Origin of the sequence: Pseudomonas ceruminis, assembly GCF_021602025.1 — a bacterium.
Classification (GTDB): domain Bacteria; phylum Pseudomonadota; class Gammaproteobacteria; order Pseudomonadales; family Pseudomonadaceae; genus Aquipseudomonas; species Aquipseudomonas ceruminis.
Window position 1 is genome coordinate 34,623 of the sequence record NZ_BQHW01000027.1, and the last position, 17,077, is coordinate 51,699.

General features: G+C 62.9%; 15 protein-coding genes and 1 pseudogene. 11 read left to right on the top strand and 5 right to left on the bottom strand.

The features are described from left to right. Positions 1-60: 60 nt before the first annotated feature. The 4 genes and pseudogenes from rarD to L6D80_RS24685 form a co-directional block, all read right to left on the bottom strand. A complete protein-coding gene (rarD, locus tag L6D80_RS24670) occupies positions 61-948 on the bottom strand; it encodes an EamA family transporter RarD (RefSeq protein ID WP_054903049.1) in 888 nt (295 codons plus the stop codon). A 64-nt stretch (positions 949-1,012) separates the two neighbouring features. Further along, positions 1,013-1,987, bottom strand: a complete 975-nt coding sequence (locus L6D80_RS24675; protein ID WP_176516331.1) for a serine/threonine protein kinase — start codon at positions 1,985-1,987, stop codon at positions 1,013-1,015. A gap of 62 nt (positions 1,988-2,049) precedes the next feature. Beyond that, positions 2,050-2,814: pseudogene (locus L6D80_RS24680) on the bottom strand (TOBE domain-containing protein). Between the two features lie 26 nt (positions 2,815-2,840). Continuing rightward, positions 2,841-3,578, bottom strand: coding sequence for a ComF family protein (locus L6D80_RS24685; RefSeq protein WP_176516324.1), 738 nt, complete (start codon positions 3,576-3,578; stop codon positions 2,841-2,843). Between the two features lie 89 nt (positions 3,579-3,667). Here L6D80_RS24685 and bioB point away from each other — a divergent pair, with 89 nt between their 5' ends. From bioB to L6D80_RS24730, 9 genes are all read left to right on the top strand, one after another. Beyond that, positions 3,668-4,726 carry a biotin synthase BioB gene (gene bioB, locus L6D80_RS24690; protein ID WP_176516323.1) on the top strand — a complete coding sequence of 353 codons (1,059 nt, stop codon included), beginning with the start codon at positions 3,668-3,670 and terminating at the stop codon, positions 4,724-4,726. A 1-nt stretch (position 4,727) separates the two neighbouring features. Next, positions 4,728-5,900, top strand: coding sequence for an 8-amino-7-oxononanoate synthase (bioF, locus tag L6D80_RS24695; protein WP_176516321.1), 1,173 nt, complete (start codon positions 4,728-4,730; stop codon positions 5,898-5,900). Beyond that, positions 5,893-6,624 (top strand): alpha/beta fold hydrolase, encoded by a 732-nt coding sequence (locus tag L6D80_RS24700; protein ID WP_054903055.1) that lies wholly within the window; start codon positions 5,893-5,895, stop codon positions 6,622-6,624. The genes bioF and L6D80_RS24700 overlap by 8 nt, the downstream gene beginning before the upstream one ends. Then, on the top strand, positions 6,617-7,435 hold the full coding sequence (bioC, locus tag L6D80_RS24705) for a malonyl-ACP O-methyltransferase BioC (protein WP_054903056.1): 819 nt from the start codon (positions 6,617-6,619) through the stop codon (positions 7,433-7,435). Before L6D80_RS24700 ends, bioC begins: the two co-directional genes overlap by 8 nt. 10 nt (positions 7,436-7,445) lie before the next feature. Further along, positions 7,446-8,126 (top strand): dethiobiotin synthase, encoded by a 681-nt coding sequence (gene bioD, locus L6D80_RS24710; protein ID WP_176516319.1) that lies wholly within the window; start codon positions 7,446-7,448, stop codon positions 8,124-8,126. Between the two features lie 137 nt (positions 8,127-8,263). Beyond that, on the top strand, positions 8,264-8,560 hold the full coding sequence (locus tag L6D80_RS24715; RefSeq protein WP_054903058.1) for a hypothetical protein: 297 nt from the start codon (positions 8,264-8,266) through the stop codon (positions 8,558-8,560). Positions 8,561-8,853: 293 nt separating this feature from the next. After that, a complete protein-coding gene (locus tag L6D80_RS24720; protein ID WP_054903059.1) occupies positions 8,854-10,659 on the top strand; it encodes a phenylacyl-CoA dehydrogenase in 1,806 nt (601 codons plus the stop codon). Positions 10,660-10,872: 213 nt separating this feature from the next. Further along, the gene (locus L6D80_RS24725; protein ID WP_176516317.1) at positions 10,873-12,156 is read left to right on the top strand and encodes a GGDEF domain-containing protein; all 1,284 of its coding nucleotides are present in this window, start codon (positions 10,873-10,875) and stop codon (positions 12,154-12,156) included. 124 nt (positions 12,157-12,280) lie between these two features. Further along, entirely contained in the window at positions 12,281-14,059 is a 1,779-nt protein-coding gene (locus L6D80_RS24730; RefSeq protein ID WP_176516316.1) for an acyl-CoA dehydrogenase C-terminal domain-containing protein, read from the top strand. 261 nt (positions 14,060-14,320) lie between these two features. On the opposite strand, the gene L6D80_RS24735 is transcribed toward L6D80_RS24730, so the two are convergent. Then, entirely contained in the window at positions 14,321-15,244 is a 924-nt protein-coding gene (locus tag L6D80_RS24735) for a LysR family transcriptional regulator (RefSeq protein ID WP_054903062.1), read from the bottom strand. A gap of 211 nt (positions 15,245-15,455) precedes the next feature. On the opposite strand from L6D80_RS24735, the gene L6D80_RS24740 reads away from it, so the two are divergent. After that, positions 15,456-16,736 (top strand): aspartate aminotransferase family protein, encoded by a 1,281-nt coding sequence (locus L6D80_RS24740; protein WP_176516314.1) that lies wholly within the window; start codon positions 15,456-15,458, stop codon positions 16,734-16,736. A 150-nt stretch (positions 16,737-16,886) separates the two neighbouring features. Further along, positions 16,887-17,045 carry a YqaE/Pmp3 family membrane protein gene (locus tag L6D80_RS24745; protein ID WP_009681539.1) on the top strand — a complete coding sequence of 53 codons (159 nt, stop codon included), beginning with the start codon at positions 16,887-16,889 and terminating at the stop codon, positions 17,043-17,045. The last annotated feature ends 32 nt before the right edge of the window (positions 17,046-17,077 follow it).

A 17,077-nucleotide genomic window follows, 5' to 3' on the forward strand; every position in this document is an offset into this window, starting at 1 on the left:
CTGGAGAGGTTCTGCCAGGCCACGAACTGCGTGGCCTGTAGAGTTTTGATCGTTTTTTGATCAGGCACGTTTGCGCAGGTTCAACCAGGCATCGACGCTGTAGAGTGCCAGGCCGGCCCAGATACACACGAACGCTACCAGGCTGCTCGAGGACAAGTGCTCATCAAACAGCAGCACGGCCTGCAGCAATACCAGGGTCGGTGCCAGGTACTGCAAAAACCCCAGGGTGGTGTAGGGCAAGTGCCGCGCGGCGGCGTTGAAACACACCAGTGGCACCAGGGTAACCGGGCCGGCCGCCACCAACCACAGCGCTTCGTTGCTGGTGTAGAACGCGCCCTGCGCGCTCACGGCAGAGGGGTGTAGCAACAGCCAGCCAAGCGCCAGCGGCACCAGCATCCAGGTTTCCACCACCAACCCAGGCAGCGCCGCTACCGGTGCCTGCTTGCGGATCAGGCCATAGAAGCCAAAGCTCAGGGCCAGTACCAGCGATACCCAGGGCAGGCTGCCGACCTGCCACACCTGCTGCGCCACCCCGACCGCAGCCATCGCCACCGCGAGCCATTGCAGACGCCGCAGGCGCTCACCCAATAGCAGCATGCCCAGCAGCACGTTCACCAGGGGGTTGATGTAATAACCCAGGCTGGCCTCGAGCATGCGCCCGTTGTTCACCGACCAGACGTAGGTCAGCCAATTCGCGGCGATCAACGTGCCACTCAGGGCCAGAATACCCAGCCGGCGTGGGTTCTCACGTAATTCGCGCCACCAGCCTGGGTGTTTCCAGGCCAGCAGCAGGAGCGAGCCGAACAGGGCCGACCAGAGCACCCGGTGAACGATGATCTCCACCGCCGGAACGCTTTGAATTGCTTTGAAGTAAAGCGGGAACAGACCCCAGATGATGTAGGCACTGAGGCCCAGGATGTACCCGCGTTGCGGGTTTGCGGCGTGCATGCAGAATCCTTGCTTAGGTAACTAAACACAACGACGGCTATTGTAGACAGACCCTCGTGTGCTTCTAGAACAATTTCAGCGGTTGCTCATCGAGTGCGGCGGTCTGCTCGCGCAGGGCAAGGATCTGGTCGCCCCAGTAACGGGGTTGGCCGAACCAGGGGAAGCTGGGAGGGAAGGCCGGGTCATCCCAACGCCGTGCCAGCCAGGCGCTGTAGTGCAGCTGGCGCAGTGCGCGCAGCGGTTCGATCAGCGCCAGTTCGCGAGGGTCGAAGTCGTGGAACTCGTTGTAGCCGTCGATCAGTTCGGCCAGTTGCCCCAGGCGTTCCTCGCGGCTGCCGGCAAGCATCATCCACAGGTCCTGCACCGCCGGGCCCATCCGACAGTCGTCGAGGTCGACGACGTGATAAACCTCGTCGCGGTGCATCAGGTTCCCTGGGTGCAGGTCGCCGTGAAGGCGAATCTGCTTATGTGGGGTGCGCGCATAGATGTCCTCGACCCGCTTGAGCAGGTCGCGGGCTACGGACTCGAATGCGGGGAGCAGTTCCCGCGGCACGAAGTTGCCCTCCAGCAGGGTTTGCAGCGAAGCGTGGCCGAAGTTGTCCACAGCCAGCGCTTCGCGGTGTTCGAACGGTCGCGTCGCTGCAACGGCGTGAAGGCGACCGAGCAACTGCCCGAGGCGGTAGAGCTGGTCGAGGTTGCCAGGTTCCGGGGCGTGACCGCCGCGACGGGGGAACAACGTGAAACGAAAGCCCTGATGTTCGAACAGGGTCTGGCCATGGTGCTGCATCGGCGCGACCACCGGGACTTCGCAGTCGGCGAGCTCGGCAGTGAAACGGTGTTCCTCGAGGATCGCTTCATTGCTCCAACGGCCGGGCCGGTAGAACTTGGCAATCAGCGGCTGCTGGTCTTCGATACCTACCTGATAGACGCGGTTCTCGTAGCTGTTCAGGGCCAGTACGCGAGCGTCGCTGAGAAAGCCGAGGCTTTCCACGGCGTCGAGCACCAGGTCGGGGGTAAGCGTCGCGAAGGGGTGGGACATGAGTGCTCCGAAATGGGCTGCAAGGGCCAATGGTATCAGTGCCAGCCCTCGCGCGGGGCAGCCTATACCGGCACCCCCAGCAATACATTGGAGGGATGGAACTGAACCCGTATCACGCTTGCAGCAGCGACCGCCTCGCGTGCCAGCCAATCCCTTTCGGCAAACCCACACAGGGTCTGCCCATTCCCCAGCGCCAGCCGTACTTCACTGGGTTCATTGCCGTCGGCCAGCACCTCTTCGACGGTCGCATCCAGCACATTGCTGCCCGCCGCAGGCTCATCCGCTGCACCCAGCAACTGCACCCACCCGGCCTTGAGCAAGGCCACCACCATGGTGCCCAACGTCAGTTCCAGGCGCGCAGTACTGTCGTGGGTGATCAAAGCCTCGATTTCCAGCCCGCCGCCCAGTGCCAGGCTCACCCGATCATGGCGGCCTTCGCGGCGCAGGCCACTGACCTGCCCTTGCAACTGGTTGCGGGCGCTGGTGCGCAGCATCAGGCGCCCGAGCAGATCCAGGTCGCTGGACTCTTCGGCCGCTTCCAGAATTTGCGCTTGCAGGGCCTACAGGCGCTGGTACAGGCGCAGCACCCGCTCACCTTCTACCGACAGCCGTGCGCCGCCACCACCGCGCCCACCGGTACTGCGTTCGACCAGCGGTTGGCGGGCCAGGTTGTTGAGCTCGTCGATGGCGTCCCAGGCCGCCTTGTAGCTGATACCGGCCGCCTTGGCGGCACGGGTGATCGAACCTTGCTCGGCGATATGCTGGAGCAGGGCGATGCGTTGGGGCCGACGGGCGATGTGCTGGGTGAGCAGAGCGGGCAAAGACATGGTGGCGCCTATCTGAGACTGACCCGTCAAGCTTGCCCCGGTTTTGCCGTGCGTGCCAGGCAATACACGTCAACGCGTCGTGCGCCGGCGCTGCGCAGCAGCTGGGCGATGGCGTGTGCGGTGGCCCCGGTGGTCAGCACATCATCCACCACAGCCACATGCCTGCCCTTGACCGCATCTTCTGCGGCCAGGGCAAATGCCCGTTGCAGGTTACGGTGGCGAGCCCTGGCGTCCAGGCTTTGCTGGGCGGGTGTTTCGCGTGTGCGCAGCAGTAAGCGGTCGTTGCAATCTATTGCCAGGCCCTTTGACAACCAGCTTGCCAACATGCCGGCCTGATTGAAGCCGCGCTCGCGCAGTCGACGCCTGGCCAGCGGTACGGGTAACAGCAGCTCTGGCCTCGGCTGGCCTTCTTCGAAACGGTGGCGCAGGTTCAAGCTGAGCATTTCGGCCATCAAGCGGCCCAGCGGCCATTGGCTGTTGTGCTTGAAGCGGTGGATCAAGGTGTCCATCGGAAACCCATAGTGCCAGGGCGCAACCACCAGGTCGAAGGCTGGGGCACGGCGGCTGCACTGGGCGCAGGTCAGCCCGGCCATCGGCAGGGGCAACGCGCAGTGCAGGCAGTACTCATCCAGCCAGGGCAGCGCTTGTTCGCAGGCGATGCACAAGGGGTAGGGCTGCTGCGCACTTTCATCGCAGAGCAAACAGACCTGATTAATATTTATACACTTGTAAACCAGTGCTTTTAACCAAGGTTGACAGTTCATAGGCCTTCCATGACTATGCGAGCTATCCGTGATGCGCTGGTGGGCAGTCCTGTCCCGGCGCCAGCTACAGCCTAAACAAGGAAACACCGATGAGCGCCAGCACAACTGCAACAACACGTCACGACTGGGCCTTGGCCGAGGTAAAGGCCCTGTTCCTGCAACCGTTCAATGACTTGCTGTTCCAGGCGCAGACCGTGCACCGCGCGCATTTCGACCCTAATCGCGTCCAAGTCTCCACCTTGCTGTCGATCAAGACCGGTGCCTGCCCGGAAGATTGCAAATATTGTCCGCAGTCCGGCCACTACAACACCGGGCTGGAAAAACAGAAGCTGATGGAAGTGCAGAAAGTGCTGGAAGAAGCCGCACGGGCCAAGGCCATCGGTTCGACCCGCTTCTGCATGGGCGCGGCCTGGAAGCACCCGTCCGCCAAAGATATGCCCTACGTGCTGGAGATGGTCAAAGGGGTCAAGGCCATGGGCCTGGAAACCTGCATGACCCTGGGCAAACTCGACCAGGAGCAGACCCAGGCCCTTGCCCAGGCTGGCCTGGACTACTACAACCACAACCTCGACACTTCGCCAGAGTTCTACGGCAGCATCATTACTACCCGCACCTACGCAGAGCGCCTGCAAACCCTGGCCTATGTACGTGATGCCGGGATGAAGATCTGCTCTGGCGGCATCCTGGGCATGGGCGAGTCGCTGGACGACCGTGCCGGCCTGCTGATCCAGTTGGCCAACCTGCCCGAGCACCCGGAGTCGGTACCGATCAACATGCTGGTGAAAGTAGCTGGCACGCCGTTGGCCAATGAAGAAGATGTCGACCCGTTCGATTTCATCCGCATGCTGGCGGTCGCACGGATCCTCATGCCGAAGTCCCACGTGCGCCTGTCTGCCGGGCGCGAGCAGATGAACGAGCAGATGCAGGCCCTGGCATTCATGGCCGGCGCCAATTCGATCTTCTACGGCGAAAAACTGCTGACCACTGCCAACCCGCAGGCTGACAAGGACATGCAGCTGTTCGCCCGCCTGGGCATCAAGCCCGAAGCACGCGAAGAGCACGCCGACGAAGTGCACCAGGCCGCCATCGAGCAGGCGCTGGTCGAACAACGCAGCAGCGAACTGTTCTACAACGCCGCGTCTGCCTGACATGGCTTTCGACCTGCCAGCACGCCTGGCCGAACGGCGCGCTGCGGACCTGTATCGGCAGCGGCCACTGCTGGAAAGCCCGCAAGGGCCGGAGGTGGTGGTGGATGGCCAGCCACTGCTGGCCTTCTGCAGCAATGACTACCTGGGCCTGGCCAACCACCCCGAGGTCGTCGCCGCCTGGCAGGCGGGCGCCGAGCGCTGGGGTGTCGGCGGCGGCGCGTCGCACCTGGTGATTGGCCACAGCACCCCGCACCATCAGGTTGAAGAGGCACTGGCTGAGTTGACCGGTCGCCCACGTGCGCTGCTGTTTTCCACCGGGTACATGGCCAACCTCGGCGCCATTACGGCGTTGGTGGGGCAGGGCGATACTGTGCTGCAAGACCGCCTCAACCATGCCTCGTTGCTCGATGGCGGCCTGCTCAGCGGCGCCCGTTTCAGCCGTTACCTGCACAACGATGCGGCAAGCCTGGCCAGCCGCCTGGATAAAGCCAGCGGCAACACCCTGGTGGTCACCGACGGCGTGTTCAGCATGGACGGCGACCTTGCCGATCTGCCAGCGCTGGCCAAGGTCGCGCGGGCGCGGGGCGCCTGGTTGATGGTCGATGATGCTCATGGCCTGGGGACCTTGGGGGCTCAGGGCGGCGGTATCGTCGAGCACTTCGGCCTGGGCATCGATGATGTGCCGGTGCTGATCGGTACGCTGGGCAAGGCCTGTGGCACGGCGGGTGCCTTTGTCGCTGGCAGTGAAGCGTTGATCGAGGCGCTGGTGCAGTTCGCCAGGCCCTACATCTACACCACCAGCCAGCCGCCGGCACTGGCCTGCGCCACGCTCAAGAGCCTGGAATTGCTGCGCCGCGAAACCTGGCGCCGGGAACACTTGGCGGCGTTGATCCGCCAGTTCCGCCAGGGCGCCGAGCAGATTGGCCTGCACCTGATGGACAGCCCCACCCCGATCCAGCCGATCGTGATTGGCGACAGTGCGCAGGCATTGCGCCTGTCACGCATGTTGCGTGAACGCGGCATGCTGGTGACCGCCATCCGCCCGCCTACTGTGCCCGCTGGCAGCGCCCGCCTGCGGGTCACCCTGAGCGCCGCGCACAGCGAGGCGCAGGTGCAGCTATTGTTGAATGCATTGGCCGATTGTTATCCACAGCTGGAGGCCGCCGATGCGTAACCGATTGATCCTTTTGCCTGGCTGGGGGCTGGGCACTGCGGCGCTGGAACCGCTGGCCGCCAGTTTGCGCGCCCAGGATGCCCGTCTGCAGGTCGAGCTGATGCCCTTGCCGGAACTGCCTGACGCCGATGTACAGGCATGGGTCGACCATCTTGACCGCAAGTTGCCCAGCGATGCCTGGCTGGGGGGCTGGTCGCTTGGCGGCATGCTTGCCAGCGAGCTGGCGCGCAAGCGCGGCGACCACTGCTGCGGGTTGCTGACCCTGGCCAGCAACCCCAGTTTCGTGGCGCGGGGGGATTGGCCACATGGCATGGCCGATGACACCTTCGGTACGTTTCTCGACGGTTGCCGCAGCCATACCTCGGTGACCCTCAAGCGTTTCCGGACCTTGTGCAGCGAGGGTGCCCTGCAGCCGCGCACGCTGTTGCGCCAGCTGGGTGTCGGCGTGCCGGACACCGACCCGCTCTATCTGGCCACCGGGCTTGAAGTACTGGCCAAGCTCGATACCCGCGAAGCACTACAAACCTACGCAGGCCCGCAACTGCACCTGTTCGCCGGCAGCGACGCGCTGGTGCCCCCGGAAGCGGCCAAGGCGCTGTGCGAACTGCTGCCCGACGTCGAGGTCGGGCTGGTTGAAGACAGTTCCCACGCCTTCCTGCTGGAGTACCCACAGGAGCTGGCGGCGGGCATCAAGAATTTTCTGCATGAGAGTGGCGATGACTAACCTTTCCCATCCAACCCTGCCAGGCGCTTTGCCGGACAAGCGCCAGGTCGCGGCGTCGTTCTCCCGTGCGGCGGCCAGCTACGACAGCGTGGCGGCGCTGCAGCGCGCCGTGGGCATGAGCCTGTTGGAACATCTGCCCGACCCGTTGATGCCTTCACGCTGGCTGGACCTTGGCAGTGGCACCGGGCACTTCAGCCGTGTGCTGGCCGAGCGTTTCGCATCAGCAAGTGGGGTGGCCGTGGACATTGCCGAGGGTATGTTGCGCCATGCCCGCGGCGAGCAGGGTGGGGCCCAGTACCATGTGGCGGGCGACGCTGAGCGCCTGCCGCTGCGCGATGCCAGTGTCGACCTGGTGTTTTCCAGCCTGGCGGTGCAGTGGTGCGGGCAGTTCGCCAGTGTGTTGGCCGAAGCCAGACGGGTATTGCGCCCCGGCGGTTTGCTAGCTTTCAGCAGCCTGTGTGTCGGTACCCTTGATGAACTGCGCGCCAGTTGGCAGGCCGTGGATGGCAGGGTACATGTCAATCGCTTCCGCCGCTTCGAGGATTACCAGCGCCTGTGCGCGGCAAGTGGCTTTGAGTTACTGGGCCTTGAACGCCAGCCACATGTGCTGCACTACCCGGATGTGCGCAGCCTGACCCATGAGCTCAAGGCACTTGGCGCGCATAACCTCAACCCTGGCCGGCCTGCCGGTCTGACCGGCCGCGCCCGCATGCAGGGCTTCTTGCAGGCGTATGAAGCGTTTCGCCAGCCTCAGGGGCTGCCAGCCACCTACCAGGTGGTCTATGGTGTGTTGCGCAAGCCACAGGCATGAGAGGAGCGAGATGAGCCAGGCCTATTTCATCGCCGGGACCGATACCGATGTCGGCAAGACCACCATTGCCGCTGGCCTGCTGCATGCCGCGCGGCTGCAAGGCCTGAGTACGCTGGGCGCCAAGCCGGTGGCGTCCGGCTGCACCGTGACGGCAAAGGGGCTGCGCAATGCCGATGCCCAGGCGCTGATCGACCAAAGCACGTTCAAGCTGGCCTATGAAGCGATCAACCCCTTTGCCTTCGAGCCGGCCATCGCACCGCACGTGGCCGCGCGTGAGGCGGGCGTTGCGCTGGAGGTGCCTGCACTGCTGAAGGCAATGAAACACGTGCTGGATCAGGGCGCGGACTTCACCTTGGTCGAAGGCGCGGGTGGCTGGCGGGTACCGTTGTCCGATCATGCCAACCTCTCCGACCTGGCCATCGCCCTGAAGCTGCCGGTGATTCTTGTAGTAGGCGTGCGCCTGGGCTGCATCAACCACGCCCTGCTCAGCGCCGAGGCGATTGCCCGTGACGGGCTGCAACTGGCAGGCTGGGTGGCCAACATCATCGAGCCGCGCACTTCGCGCCTGGAAGAGAACCTGGCCAGTCTGGCCGAGCGCTTGCCAGCGCCTTGCCTGGGGCGCGTGCCCCGGCTCAAGCACGCGAGTGCCGAAGCGGTGGCGGCGCATCTGCAGCTGGATTTGCTGGATTAGTTGAGGGGCCGCTCAGGGCTGTCATATGTCCATGGCCTATCAACTAGCACTAGGCCATTAGGGATTTAAACGGGCCTTTTCTACCTTGGCCTGCTTTAATTGACCCTGCTCACATCCAGCGTCATTGGAGTTTTGACATGGAAATCACCGGTAGCTCCGCCTACTACGCGGGCCTCAGCGCCATTCAGACCGGGCAGAACCGCATCGACCAGGCCGCCGGCCAGATCGCCAACACCACGGTCGAACGCGCCGCCACCAGCCAGTCCAGCGACTTTCAGGCCGAGCGCCTGCGGGCGGTGGATCGCAGCCAACAGATGGACCTGGCCACCAGCACTGTGCAGCTTGCCCTGGGTAAAACCGAGGTCGAGCTGGGTGTGAAGGTTGCCAAAGCTTCCGACGAAATGCTCGGTCGCTTCATCGACACCTACGCCTGACCCTCAGGCACCCCCACGAAACCACCATGGAAGCGGGTTTACCCGCGAATGTGTCCTGCCAGAGACCCTTACGGTTTGGCAGGGCTTATTCGCCGGTAAACCTGCGGCTGCACGCGCGTTTTTTGTGCGATGGCATAAAAGCCATCTTTCGCGGCGTAAATGGCACCATAGTCCCTCCTTGACATCGGGCCATGCTAAACGTAAGTTTCAAACAACTGTTTGACCGAAAGCCACCCAAGAGCTGGTCGGTATCAGCGGTCTCCCCACCGGACTCATCACAGAGGTTCATCGCAATGCCTGATTACAAAGCCCCCTTGCGTGATATTCGTTTCGTTCGCGACGAGCTGCTCGGCTACGAGGCGCACTATCAGAGCCTGCCGGGTTGCCAGGACGCCACGCCTGACATGGTTGACGCGATCCTCGAAGAAGGCGCGAAGTTCTGTGAACAGGTGCTGGCCCCGCTGAACCGTGTTGGTGACCTGGAAGGCTGCACCTGGAGCGAGTCGGGCGTGAAGACGCCTACCGGCTTCAAGGAAGCCTATGAGCAGTTTGTCGAGGGCGGCTGGCCGAGCCTGGCGCACGATGTCGCCCATGGTGGCCAAGGCCTGCCAGAGTCGTTGGGCCTGGCCCTGAGCGAGATGGTCGGGGAGTCCAACTGGTCATGGGGCATGTACCCAGGCCTGTCCCATGGTGCGATGAACACGATTTCCGCCCATGGCACTGCTGAGCAGCAGGAGGTCTACCTGACCAAGCTGGTATCCGGCGAATGGACCGGCACCATGTGCCTGACCGAACCGCACTGTGGTACCGACCTGGGCATGCTGCGTACCAAGGCCGAACCGCAGGCCGACGGCTCCTACAAGATTTCCGGGACCAAGATCTTCATCTCTGCCGGCGAACACGACATGGCCGGCAACATTGTCCATATCGTTCTGGCCCGCCTGCCCGACGCACCCGCCGGCACCAAAGGCATCTCCCTGTTCATCGTGCCCAAGTTCCTGCCCACCGCCGAAGGCGGCGTGGGTGAGCGCAATGGCGTGAGCTGTGGCTCGATCGAGCACAAGATGGGCATCCACGGCAACGCTACCTGCGTGATGAACTTCGACAGCGCCACCGGTTACCTGATTGGCCCGGCGAACAAGGGCCTGAATTGCATGTTCACCTTCATGAACACCGCTCGCCTGGGTACCGCGCTGCAAGGCCTGGCCCACGCCGAGGTGGCGTTCCAGGGTGGCTTGAAATACGCCCGTGACCGTCTGCAGATGCGTTCGCTGACCGGCCCTAAAGCCCCGGACAAGGCCGCTGACCCGATCATCGTCCACCCGGACGTGCGTCGCATGCTGCTGACCATGAAAGCCTTCGCCGAAGGCAATCGTGCAATGGTGTACTTCACCGCCAAGCAGGTGGACATCGTCAAGTACAGCCAGGACGAGGAAGAGCGCAAGAAGGCCGATGCGCTGCTGGCCTTCCTGACCCCGATCGCCAAAGCCTTCATGACCGAAGTCGGCTTCGAGGCGGCCAACCATGGCGTGCAGATCTACGGCGGCCACGGCTTCATTGCCGAGTGGGGCATGGAGCAGAACGTGCGCGACAGCCGTATCTCCATGCTGTACGAAGGCACCACCGGCATCCAGGCACTCGACCTGCTGGGCCGCAAAGTGCTGATGACCCAGGGCGAGGCGCTCAAGGGCTTCACCAAGATCGTGCACAAGTTCTGCCAGGCGCAGGAAGGCGTTGAAGCGGTCAAAGAGTTCGTCGAGCCACTGGCTGCGCTGAACAAGGAATGGGGCGAGCTGACCATGAAGGTGGGCATGGCTGCCATGAAGGACCGCGAGGAAGTGGGCGCTGCGTCGGTGGACTACCTGATGTACTCCGGTTATGCCTGCCTGGCGTACTTCTGGGCCGACATCGCTCGCCTGGCTGCCGAGAAGCTGGCTGCCGGTACCTCGGAAGAGGCGTTCTACACTGCCAAGCTGCAGACTGCGCGCTTCTACTTCCAGCGCATCCTGCCGCGCACCCGCGCTCACGTGGCGGCGATGCTGTCCGGTGCCGGTAACCTCATGGCAATGAAGGAAGAGGACTTCGGTCTGTCGATCTGATCCTGTCGTTTGCCAGCAAGCCGTCTGCCCTCACGGGCAGGCGGCTTTTGCATTTTTACGGCGCTGCAAAAGCGGCCCCCTAAGATTCAGTAACAACAAAAGCTCAAGCCCTCCGCCCCTGCTGCCGTTACCCGTGTATTCATCTATTCATGTGCGCTGCCGATGAAGTAAGGGCACAATGCCATTATTGATCTGCCGGGTCGGAGATTACCCTTGTTTCGTCTAAACGCTGTACGCGCCAGCCACTTCCTGCCTTCGCTGTTCCTGTTGTTGGCAGGGCTTGCGGCGGCCTATGCAAGAGACCTTAGCGTCTTTTTCACCTCGCTGTTCAACGTGCTGCCCACCTTGGTCCTGTTGCTCGGCGGCGCCTATTGCGCCGTGTACCGCCGTCAACGCGAGCTGTTTCTGATGGTCACGGTGTACATCGCCTACTTCCTGCTCGATACCCAGACCGATTACTACCGCGACAACGGCCGCGTACGCGATGACGCGGCGGTGATCTTCCACCTGGTGTGCCTGCTTTTGCCTGCGCTGTTCGGCTTGTATGGCGTCTGGCAGGAACGCACCCACCTGGCCCAGGACCTGCTTGCCCGTTTTGCCGTGCTGTTTGCCGTCAGCGGCGTGGCTGTGGCACTCGAGCAGAGTTATCCCGAGGCGCTGCTGAGCTGGCTGGCGGAAATCCGCTGGCCGTCGCTGCATGGGCAGTGGATGAGCCTGATCCAGATGGTCTATCCGCTGTTCATCGGGGTTTTGATCCTGTTGGTGGTGCAGTACCTGCGTGAACCCAGGCCGTTGCACGCGGCGCAGATCATCGGCTTGCTCGGCATTTTCTGGATGCTGCCGCAAACCTTCATCCTGCCGTTCACGCTGAACATCATGTGCAGCCAGGTGATGCTGATGATCGCCGCGGCGGTGTCCCACGAGGCGTATCAGATGGCCTTCCGCGACGAGCTCACCGGCTTGCCCGGGCGGCGCGCGCTGAACGAGCGCATGCAACGCCTGGGGCGCAACTACGTGATCGCCATGACCGACGTCGATCACTTCAAGAAATTCAACGACACCCATGGCCACGATGTGGGTGACCAGGTACTGCGCCTGGTGGCTAGCCGGTTGTCCAAGGTGACGGGTGGTGGCCGCGCCTACCGTTATGGCGGTGAGGAATTTGCGCTGGTGTTCGCTGGCAAGACCGCCGAGGAATGCCTGCCCCATCTGGAAGCCGTTCGCGAGATGATCGCCAACTATGCAATGCAGCTGCGTGACCAAAATAGCCGCCCGCAGGACGATACTGCGGGGCGACAGCGGCGGATCGGCAGCGCTTCGAGCACGGTATCGGTGACCATCAGTATCGGTGTGGCCGAGCGCCAGGTGGAGCACCGTAACCCGGAGGATGTGCTCAAGTCCGCCGACCAGGCGTTGTACAGCGCCAAGGGGGCAGGGCGGAACTGCGTCATGGTGGACGGGCAGCAATCGCGCCGTGGGGCGATTCGCATGGCGTGACCGAAATGGACTTACTAGTCGCGTGATGACCCTATGTCTCGCAAAAGTTGTTCGGTTACACTGGATTCAATCCCCGTGCCGCGGTTTCGTGAGACCGCCCCGACCCGACCAGCGAGAGGTTGTGATGGCTGACTATAAAGCGCCCCTGCGCGACATGCGCTTCGTTCTGAATGAAGTCTTCAATGTGGCCGAACAGTGGGCGCAGTTGCCCCCACTGGCCGAAGCGGTCGATGCCGAAACCGCCCTGGCCGTGCTGGAAGAAGCTGGCAAGGTCACCAGCAAGACCATCGCTCCGCTCAGCCGCGCTGCTGACGAAGAAGGCTGCCACTGGGACAACGGAGCTGTGCGCACGCCTGCGGGCTTCATCGACGCCTACAACACCTACGCCCAAGGCGGTTGGGTTGGCGTAGGCGGCGACCCGCAATTCGGTGGCATGGGCATGCCCAAGTCGATCTCGGCCCAGGTCGAAGAAATGGTCAATGCCTCGAGCCTGGCCTTCGGTCTGTACCCGATGCTGACCGCAGGCGCCTGCCTGTCGATCAACGCTCACGCCAGCGAAGCGTTGAAGGAGAAGTACCTGCCGAACATGTATGCCGGCGTGTGGGCCGGGTCCATGTGCCTGACCGAGCCCCATGCCGGCACCGACCTGGGCATCATTCGCACCAAGGCCGAACCCCAGGCCGATGGCAGCTACAAGATCAGCGGCACCAAGATCTTCATCACCGGTGGCGAGCACGACCTGACCGAGAACATCATCCATCTGGTGCTGGCCAAGCTGCCGGATGCGCCGGCCGGGCCCAAGGGCATCTCGCTGTTCCTGGTGCCGAAGGTGCTGGTCAATGACGATGGCAGCCTTGGCGCGCGCAACCCGGCTACCTGCGGCTCGATCGAGCACAAGATGGGCATTCAGGCCTCGGCTACCTGCGTGATGAACTTCGATGACGCGGTGGGTTACATCGTCGGTGAGCCCAACAAAGGCCTGGCGGCGATGTTCACCATGATGAACTATGAGCGCCTGGGCGTGGGCATCCAGGGCCTGGCCTCGGCAGAGCGTTCTTACCAGAACGCCGTCGAGTACGCCCGTGACCGTCTGCAAAGCCGAGCCCCTACTGGCCCGCAAGCCAAAGACAAGGTCGCCGACCCCATCATCGTCCACCCGGACGTGCGCCGTATGCTGCTCACCATGAAAGCGCTGATCGAGGGGGGGCGTGCGTTCTCCACGTATGTGGCCATGCAGCTGGACAGCGCCAAGTACAGCGAAGACCCCGGTACGCGTAAGCGCAGCGAAGAGCTTGTGGCGTTGCTGACGCCGGTCGCCAAGGCATTTCTGACCGACCTGGGCCTGGAGTGCACGGTGCATGGCCAGCAGGTATTTGGCGGCCACGGCTACATTCGCGAGTGGGGCCAGGAGCAGTTGGTGCGCGATGTACGCATCACCCAGATCTATGAGGGCACCAACGGTATCCAGGCCCTGGATTTGATGGGACGCAAGGTGGTGGCCAGTGGCGGTGCCTACTACACGCTGTTCTCCGATGAGATCCGCCGCTTCATCGCCAGTGCGGGCAGCGACCTGGAAGAGTTTGCCAAGCCTCTGGCCGCCTCCCTCGATCAGCTGGACGGGTTGACCGATTGGGTACTGGACCGGGCCAAAGGCAACCCGAACGAGATTGGGGCTGCGTCGGTCGAGTACCTGCATGCCTTTGGTTATGTGGCCTACGCCTACATGTGGGCATTGATGGCCCGGGCGGCCAAGGCTGGCGAAGAGGACCCAGCGTTCTACTCGGCCAAGCTGGGCACCGCACGGTTCTACTTTGCACGCCTGCTGCCGCGGGTAGATTCGCTGGTGGCGTCGGTGAAGGCGGGGAGTGAATCGTTGTACCTGCTGGAGGCGGATCAGTTCTGACGTGCGTTGCGGCCATGTGCCATCCCGATGGCTAATGGCCGCTTTTTTGTAAGCCTTTTCCTACGTAACGCAGTGACTTTTCGCCACTGGTTTCAGATTGGATCCACGGTTAATCTTTGTTCATGGACGTTGCGCAGGAAGCGCAAAGGACAGAACAGGGACAACGACGGATTTCCTGCCAGGGTGGCGGGGCGATAAGGATGTCACAGGGAAACAGTCTGGAAGACCCCGCTTCGGCGGGGTTTTCTTTGTGCGCGCTTTTTAGCCCAGCACATCCAGTGGCGAGGCCCCCAACTGGCGGGCGTCGGTCTCTTCCTCCAGCAACGTCCGCAGCAGCTCTACCGACGCCTGCTGGCGTTGGGCATCGCGGAACACCAGGCCGACCTTCAGCGGCACCCGTGGCTCGCTCAAAGGCTTCCACAGCAATCCTTGATCGTCTTCTGCGGCATCCTTGGCCCGGCCGGGCAGGATGGTGGCCAAAGCGGTGTGGGCCAAGCTGTCGAGAATCCCCCCCATGTTGTTCATCTCAGCCTGAACCTGCGGGCGGCGGCCCAGGCTGGCCAACTGTTCCTTCCAGATCTGGCGGATTTGAAATTCCTCACCGAGCATCAGCATGGGCAGCTCTGCGGCCTGGCTGATCGACACCTTCTTGAAGTCTTTCAATGCATGGGTATCGGGGATGACCAACTGCAGTTCATCTTCGTACAGCAGCAAGCCGTGCAACCCAGGTTGGCGCGGTGGCAGGTAGCTGATACCGATGTCCAGGCTGCCGTTGAGCAGGCGCCGCTCGATCTCAAGCCCTGACAGTTCGTAAATCTGGACCACCAGGTGCGGCTGGGCCTTGCGAACCCGCTCCAGCAACTGCGGTACCAGGCTCGGACGCACGGTCTGCAGAACGCCAATGGCCAGCGTGCGCAATGACTGGCCCTTGAAGTTGCGCATCGCCTCATGGGCGCGCTGCAGGCCATCGAGCAGCGGCAGGGCATGGTTGTACAAGGTGTGTGCCGCCAGGGTGGGCAACAGGCGCTTGTTGCTGCGCTCGAACAGGCTCAGGTCAAGGCTGTGTTCGAGTTGGCGAATCTGCTGCGACAGTGCCGGCTGGGACAGTGACAGGCGTTCAGCGGCACGGCCAACGTGGCCTTCTTCATAAACCGCGACGAAATAACGCAGTTGGCGGAAATCCATAAGCAACACTTATCAAAAAAGCTGGAAAAACGGAATGGCCGCAAGCGCCGCCGAAGCCTAGTCTATCGCCGTATTCCAACGGGTTACAGCGCTCAATCAACGCATTGTTACCCCGTTTGAAAAACACTTTTGATAGGCAAGGCAAAATTATCAAGCGCCGGCAACACGACCGGACCCTGGCCGCCCTTTACCGTGATTGGTTGGAGCCCCGATGAACCTGTTCAACCTGCGCCGCTCGGCCCCTGCCACGGTTGCCGAGCCCAAGCGTGCGCCGGTGTCCGTGCCGGATGCGCCGCCGTTGTCCCGCGAGCGCCTGATGCCGAGCACTGAGCGCGCGGCGCAAGTGTTTGTGCGGGGGCAGGGCTCCTGGTTGTGGGACAAAGAAGGGCACGCCTACCTGGATTTCACCCAGGGTCGTGCAGTCAACAGCCTTGGCCACAGCCCGAGCGTGCTGGTCAAGGCGCTGGGCAACCAGGCACAAGCGCTGATCAACCCAGGTGCAGGCTTTCATAGCCGTGGCCTGCTGGAGCTGGTCAACCGCCTGTGCCAGAGCACCGGCAGCGACCAGGCCTACCTGCTCAACAGTGGGGCTGAAGCCTGTGAAGGGGCGATCAAGCTGGCGCGCAAGTGGGGGCAACTGCACCGTAACGGCGCCTATCACATCATCACCGCCAGCCAGGGTTGCCATGGTCGTAGCCTCGGCGCGCTGTCGGCGTCCGACCCGCTGCCGTGCAACCGCTGCGAGCCGGGTTTGCCGGGTTTCAGCAAAGTGCCGTTCAACGACCTTGCTGCACTGCACGCGCAAGTCGATTCGCGCACCGTGGCCATCATGCTCGAGCCGATCCAGGGTGAGGCGGGTGTGATTCCGGCGACGCGCGAGTACCTGCAGGGTGTGGAGAAGCTGTGCCGAGAACTGGGCATCCTGTTGATCCTCGATGAGGTGCAGACCGGGATTGGCCGCTGCGGTGCGTTGCTGGCCGAAGAAACCTACGGCGTTCGCGCCGATATCATCACCCTGGGCAAGGGCCTGGGGGGCGGCGTACCACTTGCCGCCTTGCTGGCCCGGGGTACGGCATGTTGCGCCGAGCCGGGCGAGCTGGAAGGCAGCCACCACGGCAACGCGCTGATGAGCGCGGCGGGCCTTGCGGTGCTCGACACCGTGCTGGAACCGGGCTTCTTCGAGCAGGTTCAAGACAGCGGGCGCCACCTGCGCGATGGCCTCAGCCGCCTGGCCGGTCGTTATGGCCAGGGCCATGTGCGTGGCCAAGGGCTGCTGTGGGCCATGCAGTTGCAGGAGCACCTGGCCAAGGACCTGGTGGAGGCTGCCCTGCAGGAAGGCCTGCTGCTCAATGCACCACAGGAGGATGTGGTGCGCTTTTCGCCGGCGCTGACAGTGAGCAAAGGCAACATCGATGAAATGTTGCTGCGCCTGGCGCGCGCGTTTGCCCGCCTGCATGCGCAACAGCATGCCCGCCGAGAAGTCTCGGCATAGTACGAATTCAACGAACCGTCTGGCGTTTCTGCGCATCGCCCCTGGCCTGATTCATTTGGCTCGGGGCGTTTTTTTTTGCCTGGCGTTTGCCTGTGGAACCTCTGCCGTACGCGGCTAGTCTGTGTTTAGACCCATTAAGGAGAGACGAGCATGGACTTCATTCGCATCATCATCGCCATCATCCTGCCGCCGCTGGGCGTATTTCTGCAGGTCGGCTTCGGCGGGGCGTTCTGGCTGAATATTCTGCTGACTTTGCTGGGGTATATCCCAGGGATCGTCCATGCGGTGTACATCATCGCCAAGCGGTGAGTGTGCTGGGGCTGCGCAGCAGCCCCAGGCGT